This window comes from Nocardiopsis flavescens (assembly GCF_900141985.1).
GTDB lineage: Bacteria > Actinomycetota > Actinomycetes > Streptosporangiales > Streptosporangiaceae > Nocardiopsis > Nocardiopsis flavescens.
The window spans coordinates 245,389-271,280 of record NZ_FQZK01000003.1 but is presented as its reverse complement, the minus strand read 5'-3'; the positions used below and the strand labels follow the sequence as shown (position 1 = coordinate 271,280).

The window sequence follows — 25,892 nt, the reverse complement described above, 5'->3', positions numbered from 1 at the left end:
CGCCCTCGCCGGGGGGAGGTACCGTCCGGGCGCGGAGCGCCGTCGCCCGGTGGTGGGGCCGTCCGGGCGCGGGGCGCGTGCGGGCCGCCGTCGCCTTGCGGTGGTCACCCGGTTGCGGGGTGGCCGTTCACCGGGTGCGCGGTGTGTGCGGACCGCCCTCGCCGGGGGGAGCCGCCGTCCGGCGGTCACCGGCCGCGGGACGGGCGGGGCGGGCCGGCCGTCCCGCCCTGCCGCGCTCTCGGACCGGCCCCGGGCTCACCCGGGCGCGCGGTCCAGCAGCACCCCGGGCGGCAGGCCGGTCAGCCGGGACACCTCGCGGCTGAAGTGCGCCTGGTCGGCGTATCCGGCGGTGGCGGCGGCCCCGCCCAGCGGCGTCCCGGACCGGGCCAGGCGCAGGGCGCGCTGGAGGCGGTGGATCGACATGAGGGTCTTGGGCCCGTAGCCGAACAGGCGGTCGCAGGCGCGTCGCAGCGAGCGCTCGGACATGCCGTGCTCCCGGGCGATCCCGGGAACCGCGCGCGCCTCGCGTGCCGCCCGGTCCAGGGAGGCGGCCAGGCGCAGCGGGGCGGGGTCGGGGTCGGCGGCGCGCCACAGGGCCGCGAACGCGTCCTCCAGCGCCGCGGGCGGGTCGCCCCGCGGCACCGGGGGCGCGGGCACCAGGTCGGCCAGGTCCACCCGGCGGTCGGCCAGCTCGCGCGCGGGGACGCCCAGCAGGGCGTGTGCGGCGCCGGGGGCCAGCCGCAGGCCCCAGGTGGCCTCGCCCGGCCGGGGGTCCCCGGCCTGGGCGACCGTGTCGGGTCCGGCCACGACGAGGCGGCCGCGGTGCCACATGAGGTCCAGGGCGGCGTCGGGGAGGACCAGGTGCGCCGGGCGGGCCGCCGGGGACGCGGGGCGCGTCCGGGCGGGGTGTCCGCCGGCCACGACCCGCCAGAGCACGCCCGCGCGCACGCGCCGCTCCCGGTATTCGGTCACACCCCGAGCGTACCCGCGCGGTCCGGACGGCGCCGGGCCGCGCCGGGCGCCGGGAGATCTGCGTCTCACCGGGACGCGCCCCCGGGACCCTCCCCGGGACGAGGCCCAGGTGGCGGCCCCGGACGGCGGGACCGGCGCGGCCACCGGCCGCCGGGGGAGTCCTCGATGTCCGGAAAAGGACGGTGGGCATGGTTCGCCGCGGATTCTGCCCGACACGGTGTGTCCGCCCCGTGCGCCGGTTACCGTGGCGGCATGGTCATGTGGGCTTCGGACAACCGGGCGGGGAAGGTGCGGGAGGGGTTGACCCTCCTGCTGTCCCAGGGGCTGATCGACGACTTCGAGATCCGGCCCGAGGACGACCACCCCTACCGGGTCACCATGCCGGTGGGGGTCATCCCGCTGACCGAGCACCAGGCCGCGCACTTCCTCCTGGGCGCCGTCACCGCCCGCTTCGGCCCCCTCTCCCGGGCCCCGTCCGCCTGACCGGGACCCGCCCGCCTGACCGGGACCCGCCCGCCGCAGCGGCCCCGGGCACGGCCGCGGACGCCCGGAGGGCGAGGCCGGCGGCCGGGACCGCGGTCGGGGGTCAGCCGACCCGGGCGGCGAACTCCTCGGCGATGACCGCGGCGCCGGCCCTGTTGGTGTGGATGTCCGGGCCCAGCTCCACGCTGCACATCCAGGTGTAGTCGCAGATCGCCTTGAGGTTGGCCGGCAGGGAGCCCCCCTCCGGCACGTCGAAGTCGGTGGAGTCGAACGCCGCCTCCACGTCCGCGACGGCGATGTCCTGCTCCGCGTAGGCCGACCGCAGGGAGTCGTTCATGGTCTCCAGGACCTCGGTGGCGTAGCCGGTGAAGTTCGCGTCGAAGGGGATCTCGCCGTCCACCTCGCCCAGCCCCGGTCCCGCCCCCGGGTCGACCGTGGCGGCCTCCGAGGGCCCGTCCCCGGCGTCCCCCTCCGCGGGTTCCAGCAGCATCGCGGCCAGGAAGGGGTTGTAGTAGGTCATCGCGACGATCCGGGTGTCCGGGCCGGCCGCCGCGCGCAGCCGCGAGGCGATCTCGGGCGCCTCGGTCTCGACCCGCTCCAGACCGTCCTCGACGCAGGCGGTGTCCACGCGGGGCCGCGCGCTGTCCACGCCCTCGGTGACCCCCTCCACGCAGCGGGTGAAGTTGTTGCCGCCGATGGTCAGGGTGACCAGCTCCACCTCGCCTTCGTGGTCGGCGAGGAACTCCTCGGCCACCTGGATCTGGGAGCGGCCGCCGTACTGCTCGTCGCAGGTGGGGAGCCCGCCCTCCAGGAACGTCGTGGTGTCCTCGCCGCCGCAGCCGCTGCGCTCGTGGCGCAGCGTGGAGTCGGCGTCGTACAGGGTGCGGTACAGGATGTCCGTGTACCCGTCGGACGTCTCGGAGGGCCCGCTCTCGCTCGGCTGCACGCCCACCGTCAGCGAGTCGCCCAGGGAGAGGTAGTAACGCTCCTCGGCGCTCGCCGGGCCCCCGTCCTGTTCTCCCGCTCCGCAGCCGGTCGCCGCCAGGGCCGTCGCCGCCGCCGCGGCGAGGGCGGCGTACCGGACGTTCCGCCGGATTCTCACTGTCGTTCTCCCACCAGGTGAAGCCGAAGGGTGCGCGCCGCGGCGGCCCCGGTGGGAACACCGGTGCCGCCGGGTCACCACACCTACCGGCCGGACGGTTCGGTGTCGAGGGGGACCAGGAGGCATCTCAGTAACGATGCCAGCTGCTCGCGCTCGGGCGCCGGCATCGGGGCGAGCAGCGTCTCCTCGTAGCGCAGCAGGGACTCCAGCGCCGCATCGATGCGCTCGGCGCCCTGCCCGGTCAGGCGCACCAGCACCCCGCGCTTGTCGGCCGGGTCGGGGCGGCGGCGCACCAGCCCCGCGGCGGCCAGCCGGTCCACCCGGTTGGTCATGGTCCCGGAGGTCACCAGGGTGGCGCGCAGCAGGCGGCCCGGGCTCAGCTCGTACGGGGGCCCGGAGCGCCGCAGCTCGGCCAGCACGTCGAACTCCCAGGGCTCCAGGGAGTGCTCCGTGAACACGGTCCGGCGGGCCCGGTCCAGGTGTCGGGCGAGCCGGGACACCCGGCTGAGCACCTCCAGCGGCGTCACGTCCACGTCCGGCCGTTCGGCGCGCCACGCCTCGATCAGCCCATCCACCTCATCGCGCATGGACCCAGCATATCTCTTGACATCAAGATAGTGGGGCGGGTATGCGATGCACACCCGCCCCACAGGCGGTCCATTCCCCGGGTGGCGCCCCGGGACGGGGCCTAGCGGCCCCGCCTGGTCCGCAGTCTCGGCTTGGACTCCAGGCTCGACAATCCGTTCCAGGCCAGGTTGACCAGGTGCGCCGCGACCACCTCGCGCTTGGGCTTGCGCACCTCCAGCCACCACTGCCCGGTGAGCGCCCACATGCCCACCAGGGCCTGGGCGTACATGGGGGCGAGCCCGGGGTCGTAGCCCCGCTCGGCGAACTCGTCCACCATGATGTACTCGACCTGGCTGGCGATGTCGTTGATCAGGCCGGCGAAGCTCCCCGTCCCGGAGGCCACGTGCGAGTCGCGGGTGAGCACCCGGAACCCGACCGTGTTCTCCTCGACGTAGCGCAGCAGGGCCAGGGCCGCCTTCTCGATCTTGTTGCGGGCGCTGTCGGCGGTGAGGGCCTCCGAGACCATGCCCACCAGGGTGCGCATCTCCTGGTCGACGACGACCGCGTAGATGCCCTCCTTGCCGCCGAAGTGCTCGTACACCACGGGTTTGGACACGCCCGCGCGTGCCGCGATCTCCTCCACGGAGGTCGCGTCGAACCCGCGTTCGGCGAACAGCTCCCGGCCGATCTCCAGCAGCTGCCGCCGACGCTCTTCACCTGTCATCCGCTTGCGGCGTACGCGGACCCTCTGCTCGCTGTCGGCTGCTCCCATGATGGTCGAGAATCCTAGACGCTGACCCGCTTGGCGGCGAGTCGCTCGTTGTCCGGCCAGCGCACCTTGGTGGCCCAGCCGAACTTCTCGAAGATCCAGATGACGCGGGCGGAGATGTCGATCTGGCCCTTCATCACGCCGTGCCGCGCGCAGGTCGGGTCGGCGTGGTGCAGGTTGTGCCAGGACTCGCCGAACGACGGGATGGCCAGCCACCACACGTTGCGGGAGCGGTCGCGCACCTCGAAGTTCTCCTCGCCGATGGTGTGGCAGATGGAGTTGATCGACCAGGTGACGTGGTGTAGCAGGGCCACGCGGACCAGGCTCGCCCAGAAGAAGGCGGTGAGCGCGCCCCACCAGGACATGGTCACCAGGCCGCCGATGAGCGCCGGGGCGCCCAGCGAGAACAGGACGATCGGCACGAACAGCTTGTCGATGAGGACGATGTCCTTGTCCTTGAGCAGGTCCGGGGCGAACCGGCGGGGAGAGGTCTTCTTGTCGTCCAGGTACATCCACGCCATGTGCGCGTAGTACAGGCCCTTGGCGACGGACTTCCAGTCGTCGCCGAACCGCCACGGCGAGTGCGGGTCGCCCTCGGCGTCGGAGTACTTGTGGTGGCGGCGGTGGTCGGCCACCCACTTGACGACGCTGCCCTCGATGGCCATCGACCCGGCGATCGCCAGCGCGATCTTGAGCGCGCGGTTGGCGCGGAACGAGCCGTGGGTGAAGTGGCGGTGGAATCCGACCGTGATGCCCAGGCCGCTGATCAGGTAGAAGACCGAGGCGATCGCGATGTCGACCAGGCTCAGGCCCCAGCCCCAGAAGAACGGGACGGACGCGAGCAGCGCGATGAGCGGGATGAACACGAACGCGAACACCGTGAAGCGCTCGGCGCGGCCGCGCAGCTCGGGCTCGTACTCGGGGATGGGCGTGCGCTTGGCTCCGGCGGCGGCCTCGTCGGCTGCCGGGGCGCCCGCGGGCGTCTCGGGTACGGCGGTCATGGGTCCCTGCCTCGTCATCGGAAACGTCGTCTGGGAGGTCAGGGCGCGCCGAGAGACACGGGTATGCGCCACGACGGCCTCACCTTTACCTACGTAACCGTAACCTACGACCCCGTAGGTTTGGCAAGGGTCTCACCGGAGGCGCTATCTTGGTGACCGTCATGTCGGCGCGCGGAGCCGCGCCCGGCGTGTTCCCGGATGATGTAATCGGCAGCATGTGGGGTTTTGGTCCCCATCGTCCAGGTTCGAGCCCTGGTCCGGGAGCAGTCTCCCCGAGTCCCGCCCCCCGCGGCGCGGCGCACATCACATCTCCCTCCCGCCCCTCCCGCAACAGAGCCCGTGAGCGGCCGACCTGCGGGACCGGCCCCCTCTCCCCGGCCGTCGCCGCCGCCGTGGGCCCGTGACGCGGATGTATCCTTCCCATGTCGGCGGCACGACGGGTGTCCGCCGTGCGCGGCATGCGGGACGCCCCGCCGGAACGCCGACCGCGAGACCGTGTTCTTCCTAGCCAGCTATCACGAGGGGTCTCCTCCAGTGAGCGTGAACCGCCCGGCTGCCGTCATCGTCCTCGCCGCCGGCGAGGGCACCCGGATGAAGTCCCAACTCCCCAAGGTGCTCCACGAGATCGGCGGCCGCAGCCTGGTCGGCCACGTGCTGGCCGCGTCCCGCGAGCTCGATCCGCTGCACACGGTCGTCGTCCTCGGACACGCCCGCGAGCGCATCGCCGAGCACCTGGCGCTGATCGCCCCCGAGGCCGTCACCGCCGTCCAGGAGGAGCAGAAGGGCACCGGGCACGCCGTTCGGATGGCCCTGGAGGACCTGGCCCGCCAGGGCATCGAGCCCACCGGAACCGTCGTCCTCACCTGCGGCGACACCCCCCTGCTGCGCGGCGCCACGCTCTCCGAGCTGGTCTCCTTCCACGAGAAGGAGGGCAACGCGGTCACCGTCCTGTCGGCCCGCGTGCCCGACCCCCACGGCTACGGGCGCATCGTCCGCGACGCCGACGGCGGCGTCACCGCCATCGTCGAGCAGGCCGACGGCACCCCGGAGGAGCTCGCCGTCGACGAGATCAACTCCGGCATGTACGCCTTCGACGGCGCCCTGCTGGCGCAGGTCGTCCACCGCATCGGCAGCGACAACGCCAAGGGCGAGGAATACCTCACCGACGCGCTCGCGCTGCTGCGCGGCGACGGCCACCGCGTCGGCGCGTGGGCCGCCGAGGACGCCGACGAGGTCCAGGGCGTCAACAACCGCGTCCACCTCGCCCAGGCCCGCCGCCTGCTCAACGACCGCCTCCTGCACGGGCACATGCTCGCCGGGGTCACCGTCGTGGACCCCGCCACGACGTGGGTCGACGTCGGCGTGCGCATCGGCCGCGACACCCTGGTCGAGCCCGGGACGCGCCTGCGCGGCACCACCTCCGTCGGGGAGGACGCCGTGGTGGGCCCCGACAGCGACCTGACCGACACCGTCGTGGCCGACGGTGCCAAGGTCCGCCGCACCACCGCGGACCGCGCCGAGATCGGCCCCGGGGCCGACGTCGGCCCCTACACCTACCTCCGGCCGGGCACCCGCCTGGCCGACCGGACCAAGGCCGGCGCGTTCGTCGAGGTCAAGAACGCGAACATCGGCAGCGGTTCCAAGGTCCCGCACCTGACCTACGTCGGCGACGCCGACATCGGCGTCGGCAGCAACATCGGCTGCTCGTCGGTGTTCGTCAACTACGACGGGGTCGACAAGTCCCGGAGCACCATCGGCGACCACGTGCGCATCGGCAGCGACAACACCATCGTCGCGCCGGTGACCGTGGGCGACGGCGCCTACTCCGGGGCCGGGACCGTGGTCCGGGACGACGTCCCGCCCGGTGCGCTGGCCGTGTCCGAGGGACACCGCCAGCGCAACGTGGAGGGGTGGACCGCGCGCAAGCGCCCCGGCACCGCCTCGGCCGAGGCGGCGCACCGGGCGCGGCCGGCCCGGGAGGCGCAGGGCGTCGAGGACGCAGAGCGGCACAGAGCCGGCGACCAGTAGTGACTGTGGGGGAGAAACACGTGACCGGGATGAAGGCCACCGGCCAGAAGAACCTGATGTTGTTCTCGGGGCGCACGCACCCGAGCCTGGCCGAGGAGGTCGCCAAGGAGCTCGGGATCGAGGTGGTCCCCACCAGGTTCGACACGTTCGCCAACGGTGAGATCTTCGTCCGGTACCTGGAGTCGGTCCGCGGCTCCGACGCCTTCGTGATCCAGGCGCACTCCGACCCGATCAACGAGTCGATCATGGAGCAGCTGATCATGGTGGACGCGCTCAAGCGCGCCTCCGCCAAGCGCATCACGATCGTCACCCCGTTCTTCGGGTACGCACGCCAGGACAAGAAGCACCGCGGCCGCGAGCCCATCTCGGCCCGGCTGATGACCGACCTGTTCCGTACCGCCGGCGCCGACCGCATGATGGCCGTCGACCTGCACACGGACCAGATCCAGGGCTTCTTCGACGGCCCGGTGGACCACCTGTTCGCGCTGCCGATACTGGCCGAGCACATCGCGAACCGGGTCGACCGCTCCCAGATCACCGTGGTCTCCCCCGACGCGGGCCGCGTGCGCACCGCCGACCGCTGGGCGGACCGGCTGGGCGCCCCGCTGGCCATCATCCACAAGCGGCGCGACCCGGACGTGGCCAACCAGGTCCGCGTCCACGAGGTCGTCGGCACCGTCGAGGACCGCGTGTGCGTCCTGGTGGACGACATGATCGACACCGGCGGCACCATCGTGAAGGCCGCCGACGCGCTGTTCGAGCAGGGCGCCAAGCAGGTCCTGGTGGCCGCCACGCACGGCGTGCTGTCCGGTCCGGCGGCCGAGCGCCTCCAGAACTCGCGCATCTCCGAGGTGGTCATCACCAACTCGCTGCCGGTGCCCGAGTCCCGGTCCTTCGAGAAGCTCACCCAGCTGTCGATCGCGCCGCTGGTGGCGCGCGCGATCAGCGAGGTCTTCACGGACGGCTCGGTCACCAGCCTGTTCGAGTAGGACACCGCGGGCCGTCCCCCGCCCGGACCGGGCGGGGGACGGCCCGCCCCGGTTCCGGGGGCCGGAAGGCCCGTGCGGGCGGGGCCGGCGGAATATCCGGACGTATCGCCCGCCCGTGCGTCCGTTCCCTCACCGAAACGCCGCTTCCGGTGGGTGCGCGGCCGTCGGTGGGGCGGTCGTGGGCCATGTTCGGAGTCGTCCCCGGAACCAGTAGACTTGGCCGAGTGTCCCCGTGCCCGAGCGGAGCCTCGTTCGGCTTCGTGCGGACGCGAGGGCAGGGGTGCGCGACGAGCGTTCCCGGGCCGGACGGGTCCGGTGGCGACTCGCCGGGCACGCCTGGAACCAGGGCGGTCGCGTCCCCACACCGGGGAGACCCCGCCGCTTCCCCGCCGAGGGCGGGAAATCGTTCGTACTACTGGAGTCGTGTTCCCCGTGCTACGGGGTTGAACCCGAGGAGTTTTGTCGTGTCCGAGGTACGTATCGCTGCCGAGCCCCGCACGGAATTCGGCAAGGGCGCCTCCCGTCGCGCCCGCCGCGCGGGTAAGGTGCCGGCCGTCCTCTACGGCCACGGCACCGAGCCCCGCCACCTGAACCTGCCGGGCCACGAGCTCATGCTCGCCCTGAAGACCCCCAACGTCCTCCTCCGCCTGGAGGGCCTGGACAAGGACAACCTCGCCCTGCCCAAGAGCATCCAGCGCGATGCCATCAAGGGCTTCCTGGAGCACGTCGACCTGCTGGTCGTCTCCAAGGGCGAGAAGGTCGAGGTCGAGATCCCGGTGACCCTGGTCGGCGAGATCAAGGGCGCCGGCGTGCTCACCCAGGAGCTCGTCACCGTGACCGTGGAGACCGAGGCCACCCGCATCCCCGAGGGCGTCGAGTTCGACATCGACGGCCTGGAGATCGGATCCGTCGTGACCGCCGCCGAGCTGAAGCTGCCGGCCGGTTCCACCCTGGCCATCGACCCCGAGTCGATCGTCCTCAACGTCTCCGCCCCGCGCGTCGAGGAGGAGGCGCCCGCCGAGGGCGAGGCCGCCGAGGCCGAGCAGCCCGCCGAGGCCGCCGCCGAGTAGTCCCGGCACCGAACACCGACCGAGCGCGCGGCTCCCACCGGAGCCGCGCGCTCGGTCTTTCGTCTGTAGGCTCGACCCCGTGTGGGGATGGCGGAGGAACAAGGACATGGCGGAGACCGAGCGCTGGCTGGTCGTCGGGCTGGGCAACCCCGGGCCCAAGTACGCCGGGAACCGGCACAACGCCGGCTTCATGGTGGTGGACGACCTGGCGGACGGTGAGCGCTGGAAGGCGCACCGCGCCCACGCCGAGGCGGTGGAGACCCGCCTGGACGGCGTGGCGGTGGTGCTGGCCAAGCCGCGCACCTACATGAACCTGTCGGGCGGGCCGGTCTCGGGCCTGGCGAAGTTCTACAAGGTCCCGATGGAGCGGATCGTCGTCGTGCACGACGAGATGGACATCGACTTCGGCGCGCTCAAGCTGAAGAAGGGCGGCGGCTCGGGCGGCCACAACGGGCTCAAGTCCCTCACCGCGTCCCTGGGCGGCCCGGACTACCTGCGCGTCCGGTTCGGCGTGGGCCGCCCGCCGGGCCGCATGGACCCGGCGGTGTACGTGCTGCGCGACTTCTCCTCCGCGGAGCGCGGCGAACTCGGCCTCAACGTCGGCCGGGCCGCCGACGCGGTCCGCACGGTGCTCAGGGACGGCCTGGAACGGGCCCAGAACATCTACCACACCGCCGTCTGACCCCCCGGGGCGGTCCTCACCCCCCGTCGAACGCGCTCTCGTAGGCCCGCAGGGTGCGCACCACCAGGGAGCGCTCGGCGGGGGAGAGCGGTTCCAGGACGCGCCGCCAGACCGCCCCGCCGTGGAAGAGCCAGTCCTCGATGGCCGGACGGCGGTCGGCGGTGATGCCGACGATCCGGCGGCGCCGGTCGCGCGTCCTTCCTGCCCTGACCGGCGCGGGGCCGCAGGGTTTCGGGCAGCCCTTCGGTGGGACCGTTATCGCGGTGGCTGACCACGCTGTGTGAGGCCGGTTGGTATCGGGAGGGACACATTCTCGGGCCGACCGGCCCCTCTTTGTCAACAGCCAACAACGGAGAGCGACTTTTCCCCTACTTTTGGTTACTGTCAGGGCGGCTTCCTGACTCTCCGCTCTGACCCTCCGTCGAGCGCGATGACGTGAAGTGATGACTTTCGGACCGTCGGTCTTGGGGGATACATGGTCGTGAGCAGTGGGGTGAAGGATGTCCGCGAACGGATGGCGCCGCCGGTCGCCGGGGCCATGCCGGAAGTCCGGTCCCTGCCCGCGCCGCCCCGGCCGTGGACGCGCGAGTACGTGGCCGGACTCCTGGTGCTCGACCTCGTCGCCGCCCTGGGCGCGGGCCTGATCGGTACCACCGCCCGGTTCCACGACGCCCTGACCGCCGCCACCACCGTCCCCTACCTGTGGTTCTCGCTGGCGCTGCCGCTGCTGTGGTGCCTGTTCGTCTACCTGTCCGGGGGCTACGCCCGCCGCTTCATCGGGGTCGGCACCGAGGAGTACCGGCGGGTCGCCGTCGCCGGGCTCACCCTGGCCGCGGGCACCGCCATCGTCGCCTACGCGGTCAAGTTCGACCTGGCCCGCGGATACGTCCTGGTCGCGCTCCCGCTGGTGCTGGTCGCCACCCTGGCGCTGCGCTACGCCCGCCGCAAGGCCCTGCACCGCCGCCGCCGGGCCGGCGAGTGTATGAACGGGGTCGTCGCGGTCGGCCACCGGGTGGCCGCCGGCGACCTCATTCGGAGGTTCCGCGACGAGATCTACCACGGCATGCGCGTGGTGGGCGTCTGCCTGCCGGAGCACGAGGCGGCGTCGGGCGCCGCCGACGTCGAGGGCTGCCCGGTCCTGGGCTCCTTCGCCGGTGCCGCCGACGCCGCCGCCCTGGTCGGCGCCGGCACCGTCGCCGTCCTGGCCTGCCCGGAGATGGACGGCGCCGAACTGCGCCGCCTCGCCTGGCGGCTGGAGAAGTCCGACACCGAGCTCATCGTCGCCTCCGCCCTCATGGAGGTAGCCGGGCCCCGCACCACGATCAGGCCCGTCGCCGGGCTGCCCCTGCTGCACGTCGAGCATCCCGAGCTCGCCGGGGTCCGCCGGGTGCTCAAGAGCGCCTTCGACCGCGGCGCCGCCGCGCTGGCCCTGCTGCTGCTGTCCCCCCTGTTCCTGGCCCTGGCCGTACTCATCCGCCGGGAGGACCGCGGGCCCGTCTTCTTCACCCAGACCCGCGTAGGCCGGGGTGGCTCCGAGTTCCCCGTGTACAAGTTCCGTACCATGGTGGTCGGGGCCGACGCGCTGAAGGCGGCGCTGCGGGCCCGCAACGAGCACGACGGTGTGCTGTTCAAGATGCGACGTGACCCCCGGGTGACCCAGGTCGGGGCTTGGCTGCGCCGGTACTCGCTGGACGAGCTTCCCCAGCTCGTCAACGTGGTCCGGGGCGAGATGTCCCTGGTCGGTCCCCGGCCGCCGCTTCCGGAGGAGGTCGCCCGCTACGGGCACGACGTCCGCCGGAGACTGGTGGTCAAACCGGGGCTGACAGGGCTGTGGCAGGTCAGCGGGCGCTCCGACCTCTCCTGGGAGGAATCGGTCCGCCTGGATCTGCGCTACGTGGAAAACTGGTCGTTGACTCTGGACATCCAGATCCTGTGGAAGACGTGGTCAGCGGTGATCCGTGGGGCGGGGGCGTACTGAACGGTGAATAACATCCGAGACGATCACGAGGTGGCCCGCGACCTGGCGACCGAGGCGGGCCAGCTGCTGCTGCGCCTGCGCGCCCGGCACGGCTTCGCCGAGCCGGACGTCCTGCGCACCCTGGGCGACCGCACCTCGCACGAGTTCCTCTTCTCCGCCCTGGGGCGGCTGCGCCCCAGCGACGCGGTGCTCTCCGAGGAGGGCGTGGACGACCCGGCCCGGCTGCGCGCCCGCCGGGTGTGGATCATCGACCCCCTCGACGGCACCCGCGAGTTCGCCGAGTCCGGGCGGGTCGACTGGGCCGTGCACGTGGCCCTGTGGGAGAACGGAGCGCTGGTCGCCGGGGCCGTGGCGCTGCCCGCCCAGGGCAGCACCCTGTCCACGGTCGACCCGCCGTGGCTGCCCCAGGAGCGGCCCTCGGGCCAGCGGCTGCGCATCACGGTGAGCCGGTCGCGCCCGCCCGCGTTCGCGCAGCGGATGGCCACCCAGCTGGGCGCCGAACTGGTCCCGATGGGCTCGGCCGGCGCCAAGATCTGCTCGGTGCTGCTGGGCATGTCCGACATCTACGTCCACGCCGGCGGACAGTACGAGTGGGACACGGCCGCCCCGGTGGCCGTCGCCCAGGCCGCCGGGCTGCACGCCTCCCGGATCGACGGCTCGGCGCTGCGCTACAACGTAGCCGACCCGCTACTCCCCGATGTCCTTGTATGCCGATCGGAATTGTCGGGTATGTTGTTGGCAAGCATCCGCGACGGCGCGGACCTGGACAGCGCGGGTCCGCACGCGGGGGGCTGACGAGAGACCCTCCGCCGTCGGCCGGACCGGTGCCCCCGGCGGTATCTCTAAGGCGGATTCATGGGTCAGGCGAGTCAGCAGGCGCCCGGACGGTATCAGCTCTCCCAGCTGGACGTCCTCGAGGCCGAGGCGATCTTCATCATGCGCGAGGTGGCCGCGGAGTTCGAGCGGCCGGTGCTGCTCTTCTCCGGCGGCAAGGACTCCATCGTCATGCTCCGGCTCGCCGAGAAGGCCTTCTGGCCCGGCGCCGTCCCCTTCCCGGTCATGCACGTGGACACCGGCCACAACTTCCCCGAGGTCATCGGGTTCCGCGACCGCAGGGTCGAGCAGGCCGGGGTGCGCCTGGTCGTCGCCTCCGTCCAGGAGCAGATCGACGCGGGCAAGGTCTCCGAGCCCACCGGCCGCTGGGCCAGCCGCAACCGGCTCCAGACCGCCGCCCTGCTGGAGGCCATCGAGGAGCACGGGTTCGACGCGGCCTTCGGCGGCGCCCGCCGCGACGAGGAGAAGGCCCGCGCCAAGGAGCGGGTGTTCTCCTTCCGCGACGAGTTCGGCCAGTGGGACCCCAAGAACCAGCGTCCCGAGCTGTGGAGCGTGTTCAACACCCGCATCGACCGGGGCGAGCACATCCGGGTCTTCCCCATCTCCAACTGGACCGAGCTGGACGTGTGGGCCTACATCAAGAGGGAGCGGCTGGAGCTGCCCTCCATCTACTTCGCGCACGAGCGCAGTGTCTTCGAACGCGATGGCATCCTCCTCGCGGACTCACCGCTCATCGCTCGCGACGCCACCGAGGCCCCGTTCACCGAGACCGTGCGCTACCGCACCGTGGGGGACCTCACCTGCACCGGAGCGGTGAAGTCGACCGCCGTGGAGCTGGACGACATCATCGCGGAGATCGCCGCCACCCGGATCACCGAGCGCGGGCAGACCAGGGCCGACGACCGCGCCAGCGAGGCCGCCATGGAGGACCGCAAGCGCGAGGGCTACTTCTAGCCCCGCGCCGACGCCTCCGACGCGGCACCCCTCCAGCCCTGCGGTTGCACCCCATTCCCACAGAGGACCAGCGAGCATGAGCAACGACATCCTGCGGTTCGCCACGGCGGGCTCGGTAGACGACGGCAAGAGCACCCTGATCGGCCGGCTGCTGTTCGACTCCAAGTCGATCTTCGAGGACCAGCTCGACGCGGTGGAGCGCACCAGCGCCGCGCGCGGCGAGGAGCACACCAACCTGGCGCTGCTCACCGACGGCCTGCGCGCCGAGCGCGAGCAGGGCATCACCATCGACGTGGCCTACCGGTACTTCGCCACGCCCAAGCGGACGTTCATCATCGCCGACACCCCGGGCCACATCCAGTACACCCGCAACATGGTCACCGGGGCCTCCACCGCGGACCTGGCGATCATCCTGGTGGACGCCCGCAAGGGCCTCCAGGAGCAGAGCCGCCGCCACGCCTTCCTCACCACGCTGCTCCAGGTCCCGCACCTGGTCCTGGCGGTCAACAAGATGGACCTGGTCGACTACGACCAGGCCCGCTTCGAGGAGATCAAGGCGGAGTTCACCGACTTCGCCGCCAAACTGGACGCCCGCGACCTCACGTTCGTGCCGATCTCCGCGCTGCACGGCGACAACGTGGTGGAGCGCTCGGAGAACATGCCCTGGTACAGCGGCCCCTCGCTGCTGCACCACCTGGAGAACGTGCACATCGCCTCGGACCGCAACCTCATCGACGCGCGCTTCCCGGTGCAGTACGTGATCCGCCCGCACAAGTCCGACGACCCCGAGCTGCACGACTACCGCGGCTACGCGGGCCAGCTCGCCGGGGGCGTGCTCAAGCCGGGCGACGAGGTCGTGCACCTGCCGTCCGGCCTGACCAGCAGGATCGCCAAGATCGCCACGGCGGACGGGGAGGTCGCCGAGGCGTTCGCGCCGATGTCGGTCACGCTGCTGCTGGAGGACGAGATCGACATCTCCCGGGGCGACATGATCTGCCGTCCCAACAACACGCCCGCCACGTCCCAGGACATCGAGGCGATGGTCTGCTGGATGACGGACGCGCGCAAGCTGTCGCCGCGCTCCAAGCTCGTCGTCAAGCACACCACCCGCACGGCGAAGGTCGTGGTCAAGGACCTGCGCTACCGGCTGGACGTCAACACGCTGCACCGCGACGAGCAGGCCGACCACCTCTCGCTCAACGAGATCGGACGGGTGCGGCTGCGCTCCACCCAGCCCCTGTTCGTCGACGAGTACTCCCGCAACCGGCAGACGGGCGGGTTCATCCTCATCGACGAGGCCACCAACGCCACGGTCGGCGCCGGGATGGTCGTCCGGGCCGACTGAGCGCGCGGGCCCGGGAGCGGGCCCGCCGAGAGGGACACGGGGGGCCGCCCGCGCCGGGCGGCCCCCTCGCCGTGTCCGGGCCCTACGGGGCGCGTGGGCGGCAGGGGCGAAGGCGTCGCGACGGCGGCACGGGGGAGGAGTGCCGGGTGGTCCCGCTCCCGTGCGCGCGGACCGGCCCGGAGTCCGGTGACGGAGCGTGCGCGGAGCGTGCCCGCGCCCCGCCGCCGCCCCGGGGTTTTCCGAATCAATGGACGTGTCATTCGCGTATTTCCTACTTATTTCTGATCGTAAAACCATGTTCCGATGCCGGCGGTACGCGGTCCCTTTGCTTCTGCGGAGAAACGCGAAACCCCACTACACAAGCGTTAGGGGGGGTCGCGCTCCGGAGTGGCGGCAGGTCGGTGGACGCGACATCCGGTGTGGGAACAGGGATGCGCATGAGACGAACGGCGAAAAATTTCCTCCGAACCCTGGCGTAAAGGACAGTTCGTGATTAAAGTTGCACATCGCAGCAAGGGAGCAACCGGTTGGTCACGGTCGGTTATCACGCGCTGTGTGCTTAACATCCCCATATGCCCCCACCAAGGAGAAAAAGAGTGCAGAAGCACCACTCCCGGAGGACCGTTCTCGGCTTCGTCGCCGCCGGTGCTCTCTCCGTCCCCATGGCCCTCTCCGGAGCCGTCTCCGCCGGAGCGGACGAGCTCGCCCCCCTGTACACCAGCACCGACGCCGTCGCCGGCGAGTGGTTCGTGGTGCTGGAGGACTCGATCAGCACCGCGGCGGTCACCCCGGCCGCCCTGGGCATCGCCGCCGGCGACGTCAACCACACCTACGAAGAGGTTTTCGACGGGTACTCCGCCACCCTGAGCACCGCCGAGGTGCAGGAGCTGCGGGCCCAGGACGGCGTGGCCTACGTCGAGCAGGTCGGCACCGCCCACACCAGCGTCACCTGGGGCCTGGACCGCATCGACCAGGAGGACCTCCCCCTGGACGACTCGTACTCCACCACGGCCGACGGCTCGGGCGTCTCCGCCTACATCATCGACACCGGCATCGACCCCGACCACCCCGACTTCGAGGGCCGGGCCTCGTCCGCGTTCGACGCCTACGGCGGCGGCGGCCTCGACGTCAACGGCCACGGCACCCACGTCGCGGGCACCATCGGCTCCGCCACCTACGGCGTGGCCCCCGCCGCCGACCTGTTCGGCGTCAAGGTCCTGAGCGACAGCGGTTCCGGCAGCTACGACGACGTCATCGCCGGCATCGACTGGGTGGCCGCCAACGCCCCCGAGAACTCCGTCGCCAACCTGTCCCTGGGCGGCCCCGCCTCCCAGGCCGTGGACGACGCCGTCAACGCGCTGGCCGGTGCCGGTGTGTTCGTCGCGGTCGCCGCGGGCAACGAGGGCCAGGACGCGGGCAACGTCTCCCCGGCCCGCGCCGAGGGCGTGACCACCGTCGGAGCCTCCGACATCACCGACACCGCGGCGTACTTCTCCAACCACGGTGCGGCCGTGGACATCTACGCCCCCGGCGTCGACATCGAGTCGACCATCCCGGGCGGCGGCGTGGACGCCTACGACGGCACCTCCATGGCCAGCCCGCACGTGGCCGGTGCGGCCGCGCTGTACAAGAGCGCCAACGGCGACGCGGACCAGGCCACCGTCCAGGACTGGCTGGTCGCCAACGGCTCGCAGGACAAGCTGAGCGGCGTCCCGTCCGGCACGGTGAACACCCTGCTCAACGTCCAGGGCCTCTAGAGGCACGGGGATGCGGAGACCCCGCGCGTCCGCATCCCGCCCCTGACCACGGATGAAGGCAACGAAGACGACGGCCCCGGCCCGGGACGCGAACCCCCGGCCCGGGGCCGTCGCACGCCCGTTCCGGGGAACATCACCCAAAGGGCCCGAGCGGTGACCGAAAGTAATAGCCTGGAGGGGTGGAAGAGGCATATCGGCTGGTGTTCGTCGGCGGCATGGGCCGCTCCGGATCGACCCTGATCGAGCGGCTCCTGGGCGAGCTGCCCGGATTCTGCTCGATCGGCGAGACGGTGCACCTGTGGCGGCGCGGTGTGGTGGAGAACGAGCGCTGCGGCTGCGGCCTGCCGTTCGCCGACTGCGGGTTCTGGACCGAGGTCGGCCGGGAGGCCTTCGGCGGCTGGCGCCGGCTCGACGTGCGGCGCGTGCTCGGGCTCAAGGACGCCGTGGACCGGACCCGCTTCCTGCCGGTCCTGCTCAACGGCACCGCCGAGGGCCCGCTCGCCGAGCGCCGCGACCGCTACACCGAGCTGTACCACCGGCTCTACACGGCGATCGCCCTGGTCAGCGGATCCCCGGTGATCATCGACGCCAGCAAGCACGCCTCCCTGGCCGCCTGCCTGCGCTGGCGCTACGGGGCGCGGATGCGGCTGCTGCACGTGGTGCGCGACCCCCGTGCGGTGGCGCACTCCTGGAGCAAGCGGGTGCCCCGGCCGGACGCCTCGCCCGGCAGCAGCGAGCCCGAGATGGCGCGCTACTCCGCGGGCCGCTCGGCGGTGCAGTGGATGACGCAGAACGCCTGCTTCGACGCGCTGGCCCGCCGCGGCATCCCCACGCTGCGGGTCCGCTACGAGGACTTCACGGCCGCGCCCACCGAGGAGTTCGCGCGCATCGCCGAGTTCGCCGGGTACGCGGGGGAGTGCCCGGACCTGGGGGACGGTGTGGCGCTGTCCCGGGGGCACGCGATGTCGGGCAACCCGATGCGCTTCGCCGAGGGGCCGGTGGGGGTGCATGCGGACCAGGGCTGGCGGGAGTCGCTGCCGCCTTGGCGGCGCCGCCTGGTGTCGGCGGTGACGACCTCCGCGCGGAAACGGTACGGCTACTGATCCAGGGGCCGGGGCCTCCGAGATTCGCCCGTTTTGCCTGGTGGGGGTGTTGCGTCCGAGTAACATAACGTATGGTGTTCATGTGAACACTATCTGTGACGGCTCTTAGGGGGCGGACGGCATGGAGAGCGGACCGGTACGCGTGATGACGTCGGTGGGGGCCGTGCTCCTCACCCTCACACTGACCGGGGCGGAAGGGGGCGGGGCCGCGGCGGGCGGCGCCTCCTCCACGGCCGGGGCCGCGGGGGCGCCACGGCAGTCCTTCACCGCTCCCATGCTGGGACTGCCCGCCGACACCGAGTACCGCTGCACCATCTCGGAGATTCTCGAACCCAGCTGCGGCGTGTGGTGGGGCGGCAGCCCCCACAACGGGGATCTGGACGCGCTGGAGGACGCCGCGGGGCGGCGGATGGACATCGTGTACACCTGGAGCGGCATCGACCAGCCCCAGATCCCGAGCGAGAGCGAACGGCGCATGGTCGCCGAGGGGCGGTTCGTGCACACCAACATCGAGGCGCGCAGGTTCACGCGCCCCGGGCACCCGGCCGTGTCCTACCGGGACATCCTGGGCGGGGAGTTCGACTCCGTGCTCCGGACCCAGGCGCGCGCGATCGCCGGCCTGGAGGCGCCCTACTTCCTCACGTTCGACCACGAGGCCGACGCCAACAAGCGCTACAACACGCGCGGCACCCCGCAGGAGTTCACCCGGGCCTGGCGGCACATCGTCGACATCTACCGCCGGGAGGGCGCCGACAACGCCATCTGGGTGTGGAACGTGACGGGGTGGAAGGACAACCTGGACCGGCTCCCGGGGCTGTGGCCGGGCAACGAGTACGTCGACTGGATCAGCTGGGAGGCGTACAACATGACCGGCTGCGACACCATGCCGGGCTGGAAGCACGTCGACTCCTTCGAGGACGCGCTGCGCCCGGCCTACGAGTGGATCCAGAACGAGGGCCCCAAGCACGGGATCGACTCCACCAAGCCGGTGATGATCGGCGAGATGGGGACCACCGACATCGGGCCGCGCGAGACGTTCCAGTGGTACGCGGACGTGCCGCGGGTGCTGCGCGAGTACGAACGGGTCCGGGCGGTCAAGGTCTGGGACAGCAAGGTGTCGGACGGGTGCGACTTCCGGGTGGGCGTCAACCGATACGCCCAGCAGGGGTTCGAGCTGGCCGGACAGGACCCGTACGTGGACCTGCCCGAGCGGGTGCGCAGGCTCGTGGAGTACGCGCACGCCGAATGAGGGCCCGGCCGGGCGGCCTCCGCCATGTGGTTTCGGTTTGATCGGGGCGCCCGGCCACCACCGGTCGGCGGACCCGGGGCCTGCGCCACAGCCGTAGGGTCTCTCTCCCGCGCAAGGTTGCGCGGGGTGAGGCCGCAGGCTCTCGCTCGGCCCGCCGCAGGGGGTGTCGGGACACGCTCCCGCATGCTCCGCCCGAGGGGGTGAGACGGACTTGGAGGCTTCCAAAAGGGTCACCCCGTGGGAACGGCGGTCTGTGGTCGCGCCCGACCAGAACCTTTGGTCTCCAAGACGGTCACCGCTTGGAAAGGTACAGACCGGCGGAGCCGGATCCGCCCCCACGACACGACGGGCGGCAGACGGCCGGGCGGGTGCGTGGGGCGCACGTCCCGGGTGGTGGGGGTGCGCTTTCCGGGGGCGGGTCCGGGCGAGGCCTGCCCCGCCCGACCACCTGCAAAGGGAGGAAAGGTCCGACCGGAAGCGCGCGGTTGCTCCCGACCTCGCTTGGAACACCAGCCACAGACGTAGTAACCCGCACCCAAGCGCCCTCCCGCACCACGACGCACCGAGGACCGCGAGCACGTGCGGCCCCCGCCCCCGCCCCCGCGCGGCCGGGCGAGCAGGCACCCGCAGCCCTCACCCCCTGCGGCCCGGGTCCGCGCGACACCCTCCGGCTGTGGCTGGGCGCTCCAGGCGGGTGGACACCCCCCAGTGGTACGGCGGGGCAGGTGCGCGCGGCCTTATCCCGCGCGACCTGAGGCAGCGCGACACCCTCCGACTGCGGTTGAGGGCTCCAGGCGGGTGGACGACCCCCGGTGGCTGAGCCGGGCAGGTATCCGCGGCCCTCACCCCCAGGGGTTCGCGGAGCCGAGTACGCCCTCGTTGACCCCCTGGAGCCGGGGTGGCGATCAACGCCGACCGGCTGTGCCCGAGGCCCCAAGACAGCGCACGTTTCACCCCCTATGGCGTTGGGAGGGCATGGGTGTGCTCTACGTTCGGGCCGCTTGTCGCGCCCACCGCCCTTTTCAGGGGGCATTCCTCCCGCCCCAAGCGGCTGGGCTGGGATCGCCTCGCTCGACCCAGCCCCGGAGGACACCCCCACCACCGTGGACGTGCATCGAACGCGCTGGCCTTGCGGTCTACCGTGTGCCGACTGCGCCGGGGCCGGGTCCACGCTCCGCTGGCCGCCGTTTTCACATGGCTGAGCTTTCGGAGAACTCCGGTCGAGCTCTCACCCCCACAACCTGAGCAGGGAGCGACACCCTCCGGCTGTGGCCGGGCGCCCTGGTCGGGTGGAAACCATGTGGCGCGGGCCCTGGTCCGCCGACCGATTGTGGCCGGGTGCCCCGGGAGGGTGGGTCCTCCCGGGACCGGGGGCGGTGGAGAACGCGGGGGTCAGTCGAAGAGGTCTTCGGCGCGGGTGGCGTCGAGGGCCCTGTCCAGCCAGGTGTTCAGGGTGTCGATGTCGTCGCAGGACTCGATCCGGGAGCGGACGTCCTCGGAGACGGACAGGTCGCGTTTGTGCAGGATGCGGAGCACGCTGCTGGCGATCCCCTCCTCCCGTCCCTCTTCCCGGCCGATGCCGACGTACTTACGGGCGAAGTCGCTCTGCCACTCGTAGGTCTCCACAGACATCAAGTCCTCCAGGTATTTCCGGGCCGCGTTGGAGCGCCCGGCCAGCACATAGTCATAGTAGAACGCGCGGTCGTCCGAGGTCACGACATCCAGAGCGGCCATGACCGCGTCCAGCGCCCGGTGGTCCTCGTCCCCGTGCGCCTTGGCCGACAACACCGCCAGTTCGGGTAGTACACGCGCCTGGACCGGATCGACCACCAGCGGGGTCCGGCTCGGTCCCAGGACGACCGGTGTCATCCGGTCGCCGGGATAGCCGGTGTCGATGGGACCCGTGTAGTAGCGGGCGATCGGGTCGGTCGGGCACAGGGCAAGCAGGACGGTCGGGCACTTCACCTGCGAGCGCACGGTGGTCTGGTACACGGGCCAGGTCCAGAACTTGTCCTCCTCCCGCTTCTGCTGGCGCTCCACCACCACCGCCAGCACCTTCTCGGCGCCGTTGCGCAGCACGTACGCACCGTCGGCGTTGTAGGCCCGGGGCCTGCTGTCGGTGCATTCGGCCGAGGTGTGGGTGACCTCGGTGAACGCCGGCAGTTCGACCCCCGCGCCTTCCAGCAGCGGCACCACCAGTTCGGGTGCGTTCCGGAAGATCTTCAAGGGGATCTCGTGCTCTTCGTTGGGCATCGGACCTCTTTCCGTGGTCGGGGGCGGGCGGGTGCCCGCAGCCCGGAGGGCCCGGGTGAACCGGCGCGGCCGCCGTTCGCGCCCCGCCTTTCGGCCGGATCGGGAGCGGCGTCCGCGGGACGGCGTTCAGGGGGTGTGCGAACGGGTGAACCACCGCTACGGCCCCGGACACCGGGGTCTCTGCTTTCGGTTGTCGGACAGAGATCCGCGATGGGAAAGACGATAGGTCCGGTTGTTCTTCGGTCGTGCCGGGGAATCTTTTCGGTTCGGTGTTCTCGCAGGTGGGAATGGGGTCGGGAATTTTTCCTTTTGTCTTCGCTAAAAGTACTTATCGGGTCATAGGCAAGGGAAAAAACCCCGACCTGGAATTCCAGGTCGGGGTCCGGGGCGCGTGCGGGCCGCCGTGGCGGGGTTCAGCGGGGGGAGGCTCCGCCCGGCGCCGCGAGGATCGAGGTGAACGCGGCCGCCAGGGAGTCCGCGACGGTCTCCGCCTCCCCGAGGTAGCCGTTCACCATCGCCCCGTCGCGCAGGATCATCAGCTGCCGCGCGACGGCGTCCACGTTCCGCACGCCCGCCTGCGCCGCGATGTCCGCGAACTCGCCGAGCATCCACGCGCGGTGCGCGTCGACCGCGGCCCGCACCGGGTCCTCCGGGTCGGAGAACTCCGCCGCCGCGTTGATGAACGCGCACCCCCGGAACCCCGGGCTGCAACTGGCCGCACCGATGTCGGTGGCCAGGGCGCGCAGCGACCCCGCCGGGTCGCCCTCGCGGCGCGCGCCCGCCAGCCACCGGCGTTCCGCCGCGGCCTGTTCCTCCAGGTAGGCGACCACGAGGTCGCCCTTGGTCCGGAAGTGGCGGTAGAACGTCACCTTCGTGACGCCCACCTGCTCGATGATGCGGTCGGCGCTCGTCGCCCGGATGCCCTGGGCGTAGAACAGCTCGTTCGCGGCGGTGAGGATGCGCGCCCTCGTCGCGGCCCCCGACGGCCTGCGCTTCGCCGGTTCGGTCGTCTCGGCGTGCATGTCTGCCGTCCCCCTCTTTTCGTCCGACCGGTTGCACCGGCGCTGGGACGAGTCTAGAGTCGTCGATGTAGACGAACTAGTAACTCTACATTGAAGCGGTCGAGGAGGCACGATGTCCGCGCCCCTGTACACCGCCGCCACGGCCCGACCTTTCCCAGGAGAGAACCCATGACCGTGTCCGACACGACCGCGCCGACGCGGTTCGGCGAGGCGCTGCGCCGCCTGTACTTCGTCCGCTTCGCCTTCGCCCTCGCCTGGGCGGTGCTGGTGTTCGCGACGGCGGGGGCCGCGGGGCCGGTGCTCACCGCGCTCCTGGTCGCCTACCCGCTCTTCGACGCCGCCGCCGTCCTGTGGCAGCTCCGGTCCCGGCACCGCGATCCCGCCTCGCCGCGCGCGGCGGAACGGGTCAACGTGGCGGTCAGCGCGGCCGTGGCCGTCGCGCTCGGCTGGGCGTCCACGGTGTCCCCCGCCGCCGCCCTCGCCGTCTGGGGCGCCTGGGCCGTGGGCTCGGGCATCCCCCAGCTGGTCGCCGCGGTCCGGCGGCGGCGCTCCGGCGGCCAGGTGCCGCAGATCCTCAGCGGCGGCATCTCCGTCCTGGCCGGCGGCGCCTTCCTGGCCCAGGGCCTCCAGGGCTCCGGCGACATCGCGGGGGTCGGCGGCTACGCCGCCGTCGGCGGTGTCTTCTTCCTGGTCTCCGCCCTCCGTCTGGGCGCCCTGCTGCGAAGGAAGGCGTCATGACCGGCGCCGGGCACGGGCCCGCGGCCGGTCCTCAGACGCCGCCCGTGAGAACGGCGTCGGCGGCGGCGTTCAGCACCTCGGTCTCCGTCCGCGGCAGGGACGCGTCCGCGGGCAGTGCCTGGGCAATGGAGAGCCCGTTGACCACGGTCATCAGGAACCTCACCCGGCGGTGGGTGTCCCCCTCGGGGAGGGCGCCCTCGTTCTGGAGGACCGCCAGGCAGGACTCGACGCGGCGGGCCATCTCCCGCTCCAGGGCCAGGTACTCCTCCCGCACCGCCTCCGTCGGCTCGGGGTCGACGTACCGCTCGAAGGCCAGGCGCCAGGACTCCCGTGGGTCGGCGCCGGCGCCGGTGGGCGCGAGCAGCCGCCGCAGGCGGGCGACGAGCCGGTCCCGGGCCGGGAGCGAGGAGTCGTGGACGCTGTCCTCGGGGAGCACCATGTCGTAGACCAGGGGCAGGACCGTGTCCATCAGGGCGCGCTGCGTGGGGAAGTGGTGGCGCAGCGACCCAGGGCTCACACCGGCCCGCGCGGCGATGTTGCGCACGCTGAGGATCGCGCCGGGACCCTCGCCCAGCATCGTCGCCGCCGCCCACAGGATCCTGTCGCGGCTGCCGAGGCCCTCCGGTGGTGTCGGTTCCATGTCCGCCTTCCCTCGCCCGGTTCCGGTACGCCGTACCGATACGCCGTGATGCTACCATCGCGGCAGTTTCGATACGCTGTGTCGGCCTGGCCGTCGTTCCAGGTCGAGGGGGCCGCCGGGTTCGGGGACCGGAATCCGGGACGGCGGCCGGACGGTGTACGCCCGCGACGCCCGCACCCGGGGCCCGCGGCCAGGGCGGGGTCCACCTGTACGTGGACGGGCGGCACCGCGCCGGGTCCGCGCCCCCGCCGAGGCGGAGCCGGGCGGGTACGGGATCGGACGCGCCCGGCACCGCCTCGGCGGGGGGCCGAGCACCGTCTCCCCCCCGGCCCCGGTATCGGCCGTGGGGCGGCGCCCGGCCCCCGGGTCAGAGGCCCTTGCCGCGCAGGTGCAGGGCGCGCGTGACCCAGCCCGGAGGAACGCCCAGGACCACCAGCAGGGCCAGATAGGCGCGGGCCTCGGTGGGCCGGGTGCGCACGGTGGTGCCGATCCAGCGCAGCGCGGCCCGGCGGTGCCCCGCGGACGCCTCGGCGAACGCGATCTGTCCGGCGACGCGGGCGTGGCCGCGCGGGACCAGGCGGAACTCCGGGTAGCGCTCCAGCAGCCAGCGCAGCGCCGTCGAGATCGTCTGCCAGCGCCCGGAGAAGTGCGAGCGCCGGTGCCACAGCACCCGCACGCCCGTCTCCGGGATGTTGCGGATGGGGCCGCGCCGGGCCAGGCGCAGCAGCAGCTCGTAGTCCTCGGCGTAGCTGCCCGGGATCTCCTCGCTCACCGTCCCGCAGCCGTCGATCATCGCCCGCCGCCGGATCAGGAACGTGGACGGGTGCAGCTCCGTCAGCCGCGACCCCAGCAGGTCCCCGAAGCTGACGCTGGTGCGGTCCAGGGTCCGCACCGCCTCCACCTTGTCGTACACCACGGTGATCCCGCAGCACACCATGTCCGTCCCCGGCTCCTCCAGCATCACCCGCACCTGGGCGCGCAGCTTGCCGGGCATCCAGGTGTCGTCGTCGTCGCAGAAGGCCACCAGGTCCGTGTGCGCCGCCAGCACGCCGGTGTTGCGGGCGCCCGCCAGGCCGGGGGTCAGGGTGTTGGTGACCACCCGGACCGGCCGGCCGCCCTCCCCGCGGGCCAGGGACGGGTCGGGCTGGTCGTTGTCGTAGACCACGATCGTCGTGATGGTGCCGGGGTAGTCCTGCTCGGAGACGGCGCGCAGGGTGCGGCGCAGCAGCTCGGGCCGGTCCCGGGTGGGGACCACCACGGTGACCTCGGGCCACTCCGTCACCTCGCCGCCGTCCCGGCGGGGCTCGGCGGCGGGGGCGTCCTGCCCGGCGCGGTCGGCGACGAGGTCGATGAGCGCGCCCGCGCGCAGCGCCGAGCGCACCGCCCCCTCGTCGTCCTCCGGGCCCACCCGGAAGTCCTCCGGCGCGGCCAGCGCGCGGTCGAGCAGCGCGTACAGCTGCTGCGGGCTGGAGCAGGACCGCACCCGCCCCGCCTCCTGGAGCCGGGACACGAACAGCAGCTGGTGGTCGTCGACGTGCTCTCCCAGCTCGGGGTCGCGCGGCACCACCACCGGCAGCCTCCCCGCCCGGCGGGCCTGGACGATCGTCCCGGGCCCCCCGTGGGTGACGACGACGCGCGCCGCCCCCATGAGCCCGCCCAGGTCCTCGCCCGGCAGGAACGGTGTGCCCGAGGCGACCTCGGGGGCCGCGCTGTGCCCGTGCTGCACCAGGATCCTCAGGTCCCGGCGGGCCAGGGCGTAGTCGTCGATCCAGCGCACGAGCCGGTCGAACGCGTGGTGGTCGGTCCCGATGCTGACGACCACGTCGGGGTGGTCGCTGCCGTCGGGCCGGGGTGCAGGGCGGGTGGTCTGTTCGGTCACAGGAGAGGTCCTACGGTGATGGCGGTCGGCATGAAGGCGCGCTGCTCCTCCCACTGGGCGAGGGACAGGCGGGTGAAGGGGCGGCACAGCCGGGCGGTGAGCGTGGGGGTGTCGATCCGGTCGTAGACCTCGATGTAGACGGTCGGGACGCGGCTCAGCCGCCCCAGGGCGAAGAACGGCAGCGCCACGCCCGCGCCCGTGGTCACGACCGCGGCGGGCCGCTCGGCGCGCAGCACCCGGGCGGCCAGCCCCGTGTTGCGCAGGAGGTTGCCCGCGTTGCGGGTGGTCGGGTGGTACGCCCAGTGGACGCGCTCGCCCGCCAGGGCGGACTCGGCGTCCGGGGTCCGGAAGGTCACCCAGGCCCGCTCGCGCCCCTCCCACCAGGGGCGGAGCGCGCACAGCTGGGCGAGGTGCCCCCCGTTGGAGGCCACCAGGAGAACCGGTCGCGAAGACATGGAGTCATCATCTCATGACTCT

At 72.3% G+C, this 25,892-nt stretch carries 23 protein-coding genes; 13 read left to right on the top strand and 10 right to left on the bottom strand.

Annotated features, from left to right (window positions below):
* Positions 1-255 precede the first annotated feature (255 nt).
* Positions 256-972 carry a helix-turn-helix domain-containing protein gene (locus BUE45_RS07900; protein WP_218619509.1) on the bottom strand — a complete coding sequence of 239 codons (717 nt, stop codon included), beginning with the start codon at positions 970-972 and terminating at the stop codon, positions 256-258.
* Between the two features lie 252 nt (positions 973-1,224).
* On the opposite strand from BUE45_RS07900, the gene BUE45_RS07895 reads away from it, so the two are divergent.
* Complete coding sequence (locus BUE45_RS07895; protein WP_073376967.1) at positions 1,225-1,455, top strand: hypothetical protein; 231 nt, start codon at positions 1,225-1,227, stop codon at positions 1,453-1,455.
* A gap of 103 nt (positions 1,456-1,558) precedes the next feature.
* Here BUE45_RS07895 and BUE45_RS07890 read toward each other — a convergent pair whose 3' ends face one another.
* The 4 genes from BUE45_RS07890 to BUE45_RS07875 form a co-directional block, all read right to left on the bottom strand.
* Positions 1,559-2,557, bottom strand: coding sequence for an SGNH/GDSL hydrolase family protein (locus BUE45_RS07890; protein ID WP_245832885.1), 999 nt, complete (start codon positions 2,555-2,557; stop codon positions 1,559-1,561).
* An 83-nt stretch (positions 2,558-2,640) separates the two neighbouring features.
* Positions 2,641-3,144, bottom strand: a complete 504-nt coding sequence (locus BUE45_RS07885; protein ID WP_073376965.1) for a MarR family winged helix-turn-helix transcriptional regulator — start codon at positions 3,142-3,144, stop codon at positions 2,641-2,643.
* A gap of 101 nt (positions 3,145-3,245) precedes the next feature.
* A complete protein-coding gene (locus BUE45_RS07880) occupies positions 3,246-3,896 on the bottom strand; it encodes a TetR/AcrR family transcriptional regulator (protein WP_245832883.1) in 651 nt (216 codons plus the stop codon).
* Positions 3,897-3,910: 14 nt separating this feature from the next.
* Positions 3,911-4,894: an acyl-CoA desaturase gene (locus BUE45_RS07875; RefSeq protein ID WP_073376961.1), complete on the bottom strand. Its 984-nt coding sequence runs from the start codon at positions 4,892-4,894 to the stop codon at positions 3,911-3,913.
* Between the two features lie 534 nt (positions 4,895-5,428).
* On the opposite strand from BUE45_RS07875, the gene glmU reads away from it, so the two are divergent.
* The 11 genes from glmU to BUE45_RS07815 all read left to right on the top strand — a co-directional run bounded on the left by glmU (position 5,429) and on the right by BUE45_RS07815 (position 18,883).
* The gene (gene glmU / locus BUE45_RS07870) at positions 5,429-6,922 is read left to right on the top strand and encodes a bifunctional UDP-N-acetylglucosamine diphosphorylase/glucosamine-1-phosphate N-acetyltransferase GlmU (protein WP_073376959.1); all 1,494 of its coding nucleotides are present in this window, start codon (positions 5,429-5,431) and stop codon (positions 6,920-6,922) included.
* 20 nt (positions 6,923-6,942) lie between these two features.
* Complete coding sequence (locus tag BUE45_RS07865) at positions 6,943-7,911, top strand: ribose-phosphate diphosphokinase (RefSeq protein WP_073376957.1); 969 nt, start codon at positions 6,943-6,945, stop codon at positions 7,909-7,911.
* Between the two features lie 464 nt (positions 7,912-8,375).
* Entirely contained in the window at positions 8,376-8,981 is a 606-nt protein-coding gene (locus BUE45_RS07860) for a 50S ribosomal protein L25/general stress protein Ctc (RefSeq protein ID WP_073376954.1), read from the top strand.
* A gap of 106 nt (positions 8,982-9,087) precedes the next feature.
* Entirely contained in the window at positions 9,088-9,663 is a 576-nt protein-coding gene (gene pth, locus BUE45_RS07855) for an aminoacyl-tRNA hydrolase (protein WP_073376951.1), read from the top strand.
* 475 nt (positions 9,664-10,138) lie between these two features.
* Positions 10,139-11,641, top strand: coding sequence for a sugar transferase (locus BUE45_RS07845; protein ID WP_073376949.1), 1,503 nt, complete (start codon positions 10,139-10,141; stop codon positions 11,639-11,641).
* Positions 11,642-11,644: 3 nt separating this feature from the next.
* A complete protein-coding gene (locus BUE45_RS07840) occupies positions 11,645-12,436 on the top strand; it encodes a 3'(2'),5'-bisphosphate nucleotidase CysQ (RefSeq protein WP_073376947.1) in 792 nt (263 codons plus the stop codon).
* A 60-nt stretch (positions 12,437-12,496) separates the two neighbouring features.
* Positions 12,497-13,429, top strand: coding sequence for a sulfate adenylyltransferase subunit CysD (gene cysD, locus BUE45_RS07835; RefSeq protein ID WP_073376945.1), 933 nt, complete (start codon positions 12,497-12,499; stop codon positions 13,427-13,429).
* 76 nt (positions 13,430-13,505) lie between these two features.
* Positions 13,506-14,774: a sulfate adenylyltransferase subunit CysN gene (gene cysN / locus BUE45_RS07830; protein WP_073376942.1), complete on the top strand. Its 1,269-nt coding sequence runs from the start codon at positions 13,506-13,508 to the stop codon at positions 14,772-14,774.
* A gap of 596 nt (positions 14,775-15,370) precedes the next feature.
* Positions 15,371-16,531 carry a S8 family peptidase gene (locus BUE45_RS07825; protein ID WP_073376940.1) on the top strand — a complete coding sequence of 387 codons (1,161 nt, stop codon included), beginning with the start codon at positions 15,371-15,373 and terminating at the stop codon, positions 16,529-16,531.
* Between the two features lie 215 nt (positions 16,532-16,746).
* Positions 16,747-17,634 carry a sulfotransferase family protein gene (locus tag BUE45_RS07820; RefSeq protein WP_073377468.1) on the top strand — a complete coding sequence of 296 codons (888 nt, stop codon included), beginning with the start codon at positions 16,747-16,749 and terminating at the stop codon, positions 17,632-17,634.
* 121 nt (positions 17,635-17,755) lie between these two features.
* The gene (locus BUE45_RS07815) at positions 17,756-18,883 is read left to right on the top strand and encodes a glycoside hydrolase family 26 protein (RefSeq protein ID WP_073376938.1); all 1,128 of its coding nucleotides are present in this window, start codon (positions 17,756-17,758) and stop codon (positions 18,881-18,883) included.
* A gap of 1,392 nt (positions 18,884-20,275) precedes the next feature.
* On the opposite strand, the gene BUE45_RS07810 is transcribed toward BUE45_RS07815, so the two are convergent.
* Entirely contained in the window at positions 20,276-21,136 is an 861-nt protein-coding gene (locus tag BUE45_RS07810; protein ID WP_073376936.1) for a hypothetical protein, read from the bottom strand.
* Between the two features lie 413 nt (positions 21,137-21,549).
* Positions 21,550-22,158 (bottom strand): TetR/AcrR family transcriptional regulator, encoded by a 609-nt coding sequence (locus BUE45_RS33765; protein ID WP_073376934.1) that lies wholly within the window; start codon positions 22,156-22,158, stop codon positions 21,550-21,552.
* A gap of 168 nt (positions 22,159-22,326) precedes the next feature.
* Here BUE45_RS33765 and BUE45_RS07800 point away from each other — a divergent pair, with 168 nt between their 5' ends.
* The gene (locus BUE45_RS07800) at positions 22,327-22,896 is read left to right on the top strand and encodes a hypothetical protein (RefSeq protein ID WP_073376932.1); all 570 of its coding nucleotides are present in this window, start codon (positions 22,327-22,329) and stop codon (positions 22,894-22,896) included.
* Positions 22,897-22,927: 31 nt separating this feature from the next.
* Here the strand turns inward: BUE45_RS07800 and BUE45_RS07795 are convergent, their stop codons facing one another.
* From BUE45_RS07795 to BUE45_RS07785, 3 genes are all read right to left on the bottom strand, one after another.
* Positions 22,928-23,536 carry a TetR/AcrR family transcriptional regulator gene (locus BUE45_RS07795; protein ID WP_073376930.1) on the bottom strand — a complete coding sequence of 203 codons (609 nt, stop codon included), beginning with the start codon at positions 23,534-23,536 and terminating at the stop codon, positions 22,928-22,930.
* Positions 23,537-23,903: 367 nt separating this feature from the next.
* Positions 23,904-25,415, bottom strand: coding sequence for a glycosyltransferase (locus BUE45_RS07790; protein WP_073376928.1), 1,512 nt, complete (start codon positions 25,413-25,415; stop codon positions 23,904-23,906).
* Positions 25,412-25,870, bottom strand: a complete 459-nt coding sequence (locus BUE45_RS07785; protein WP_073376926.1) for a glycosyltransferase family protein — start codon at positions 25,868-25,870, stop codon at positions 25,412-25,414. Before BUE45_RS07785 ends, BUE45_RS07790 begins: the two co-directional genes overlap by 4 nt.
* Positions 25,871-25,892: the final 22 nt, after the last annotated feature.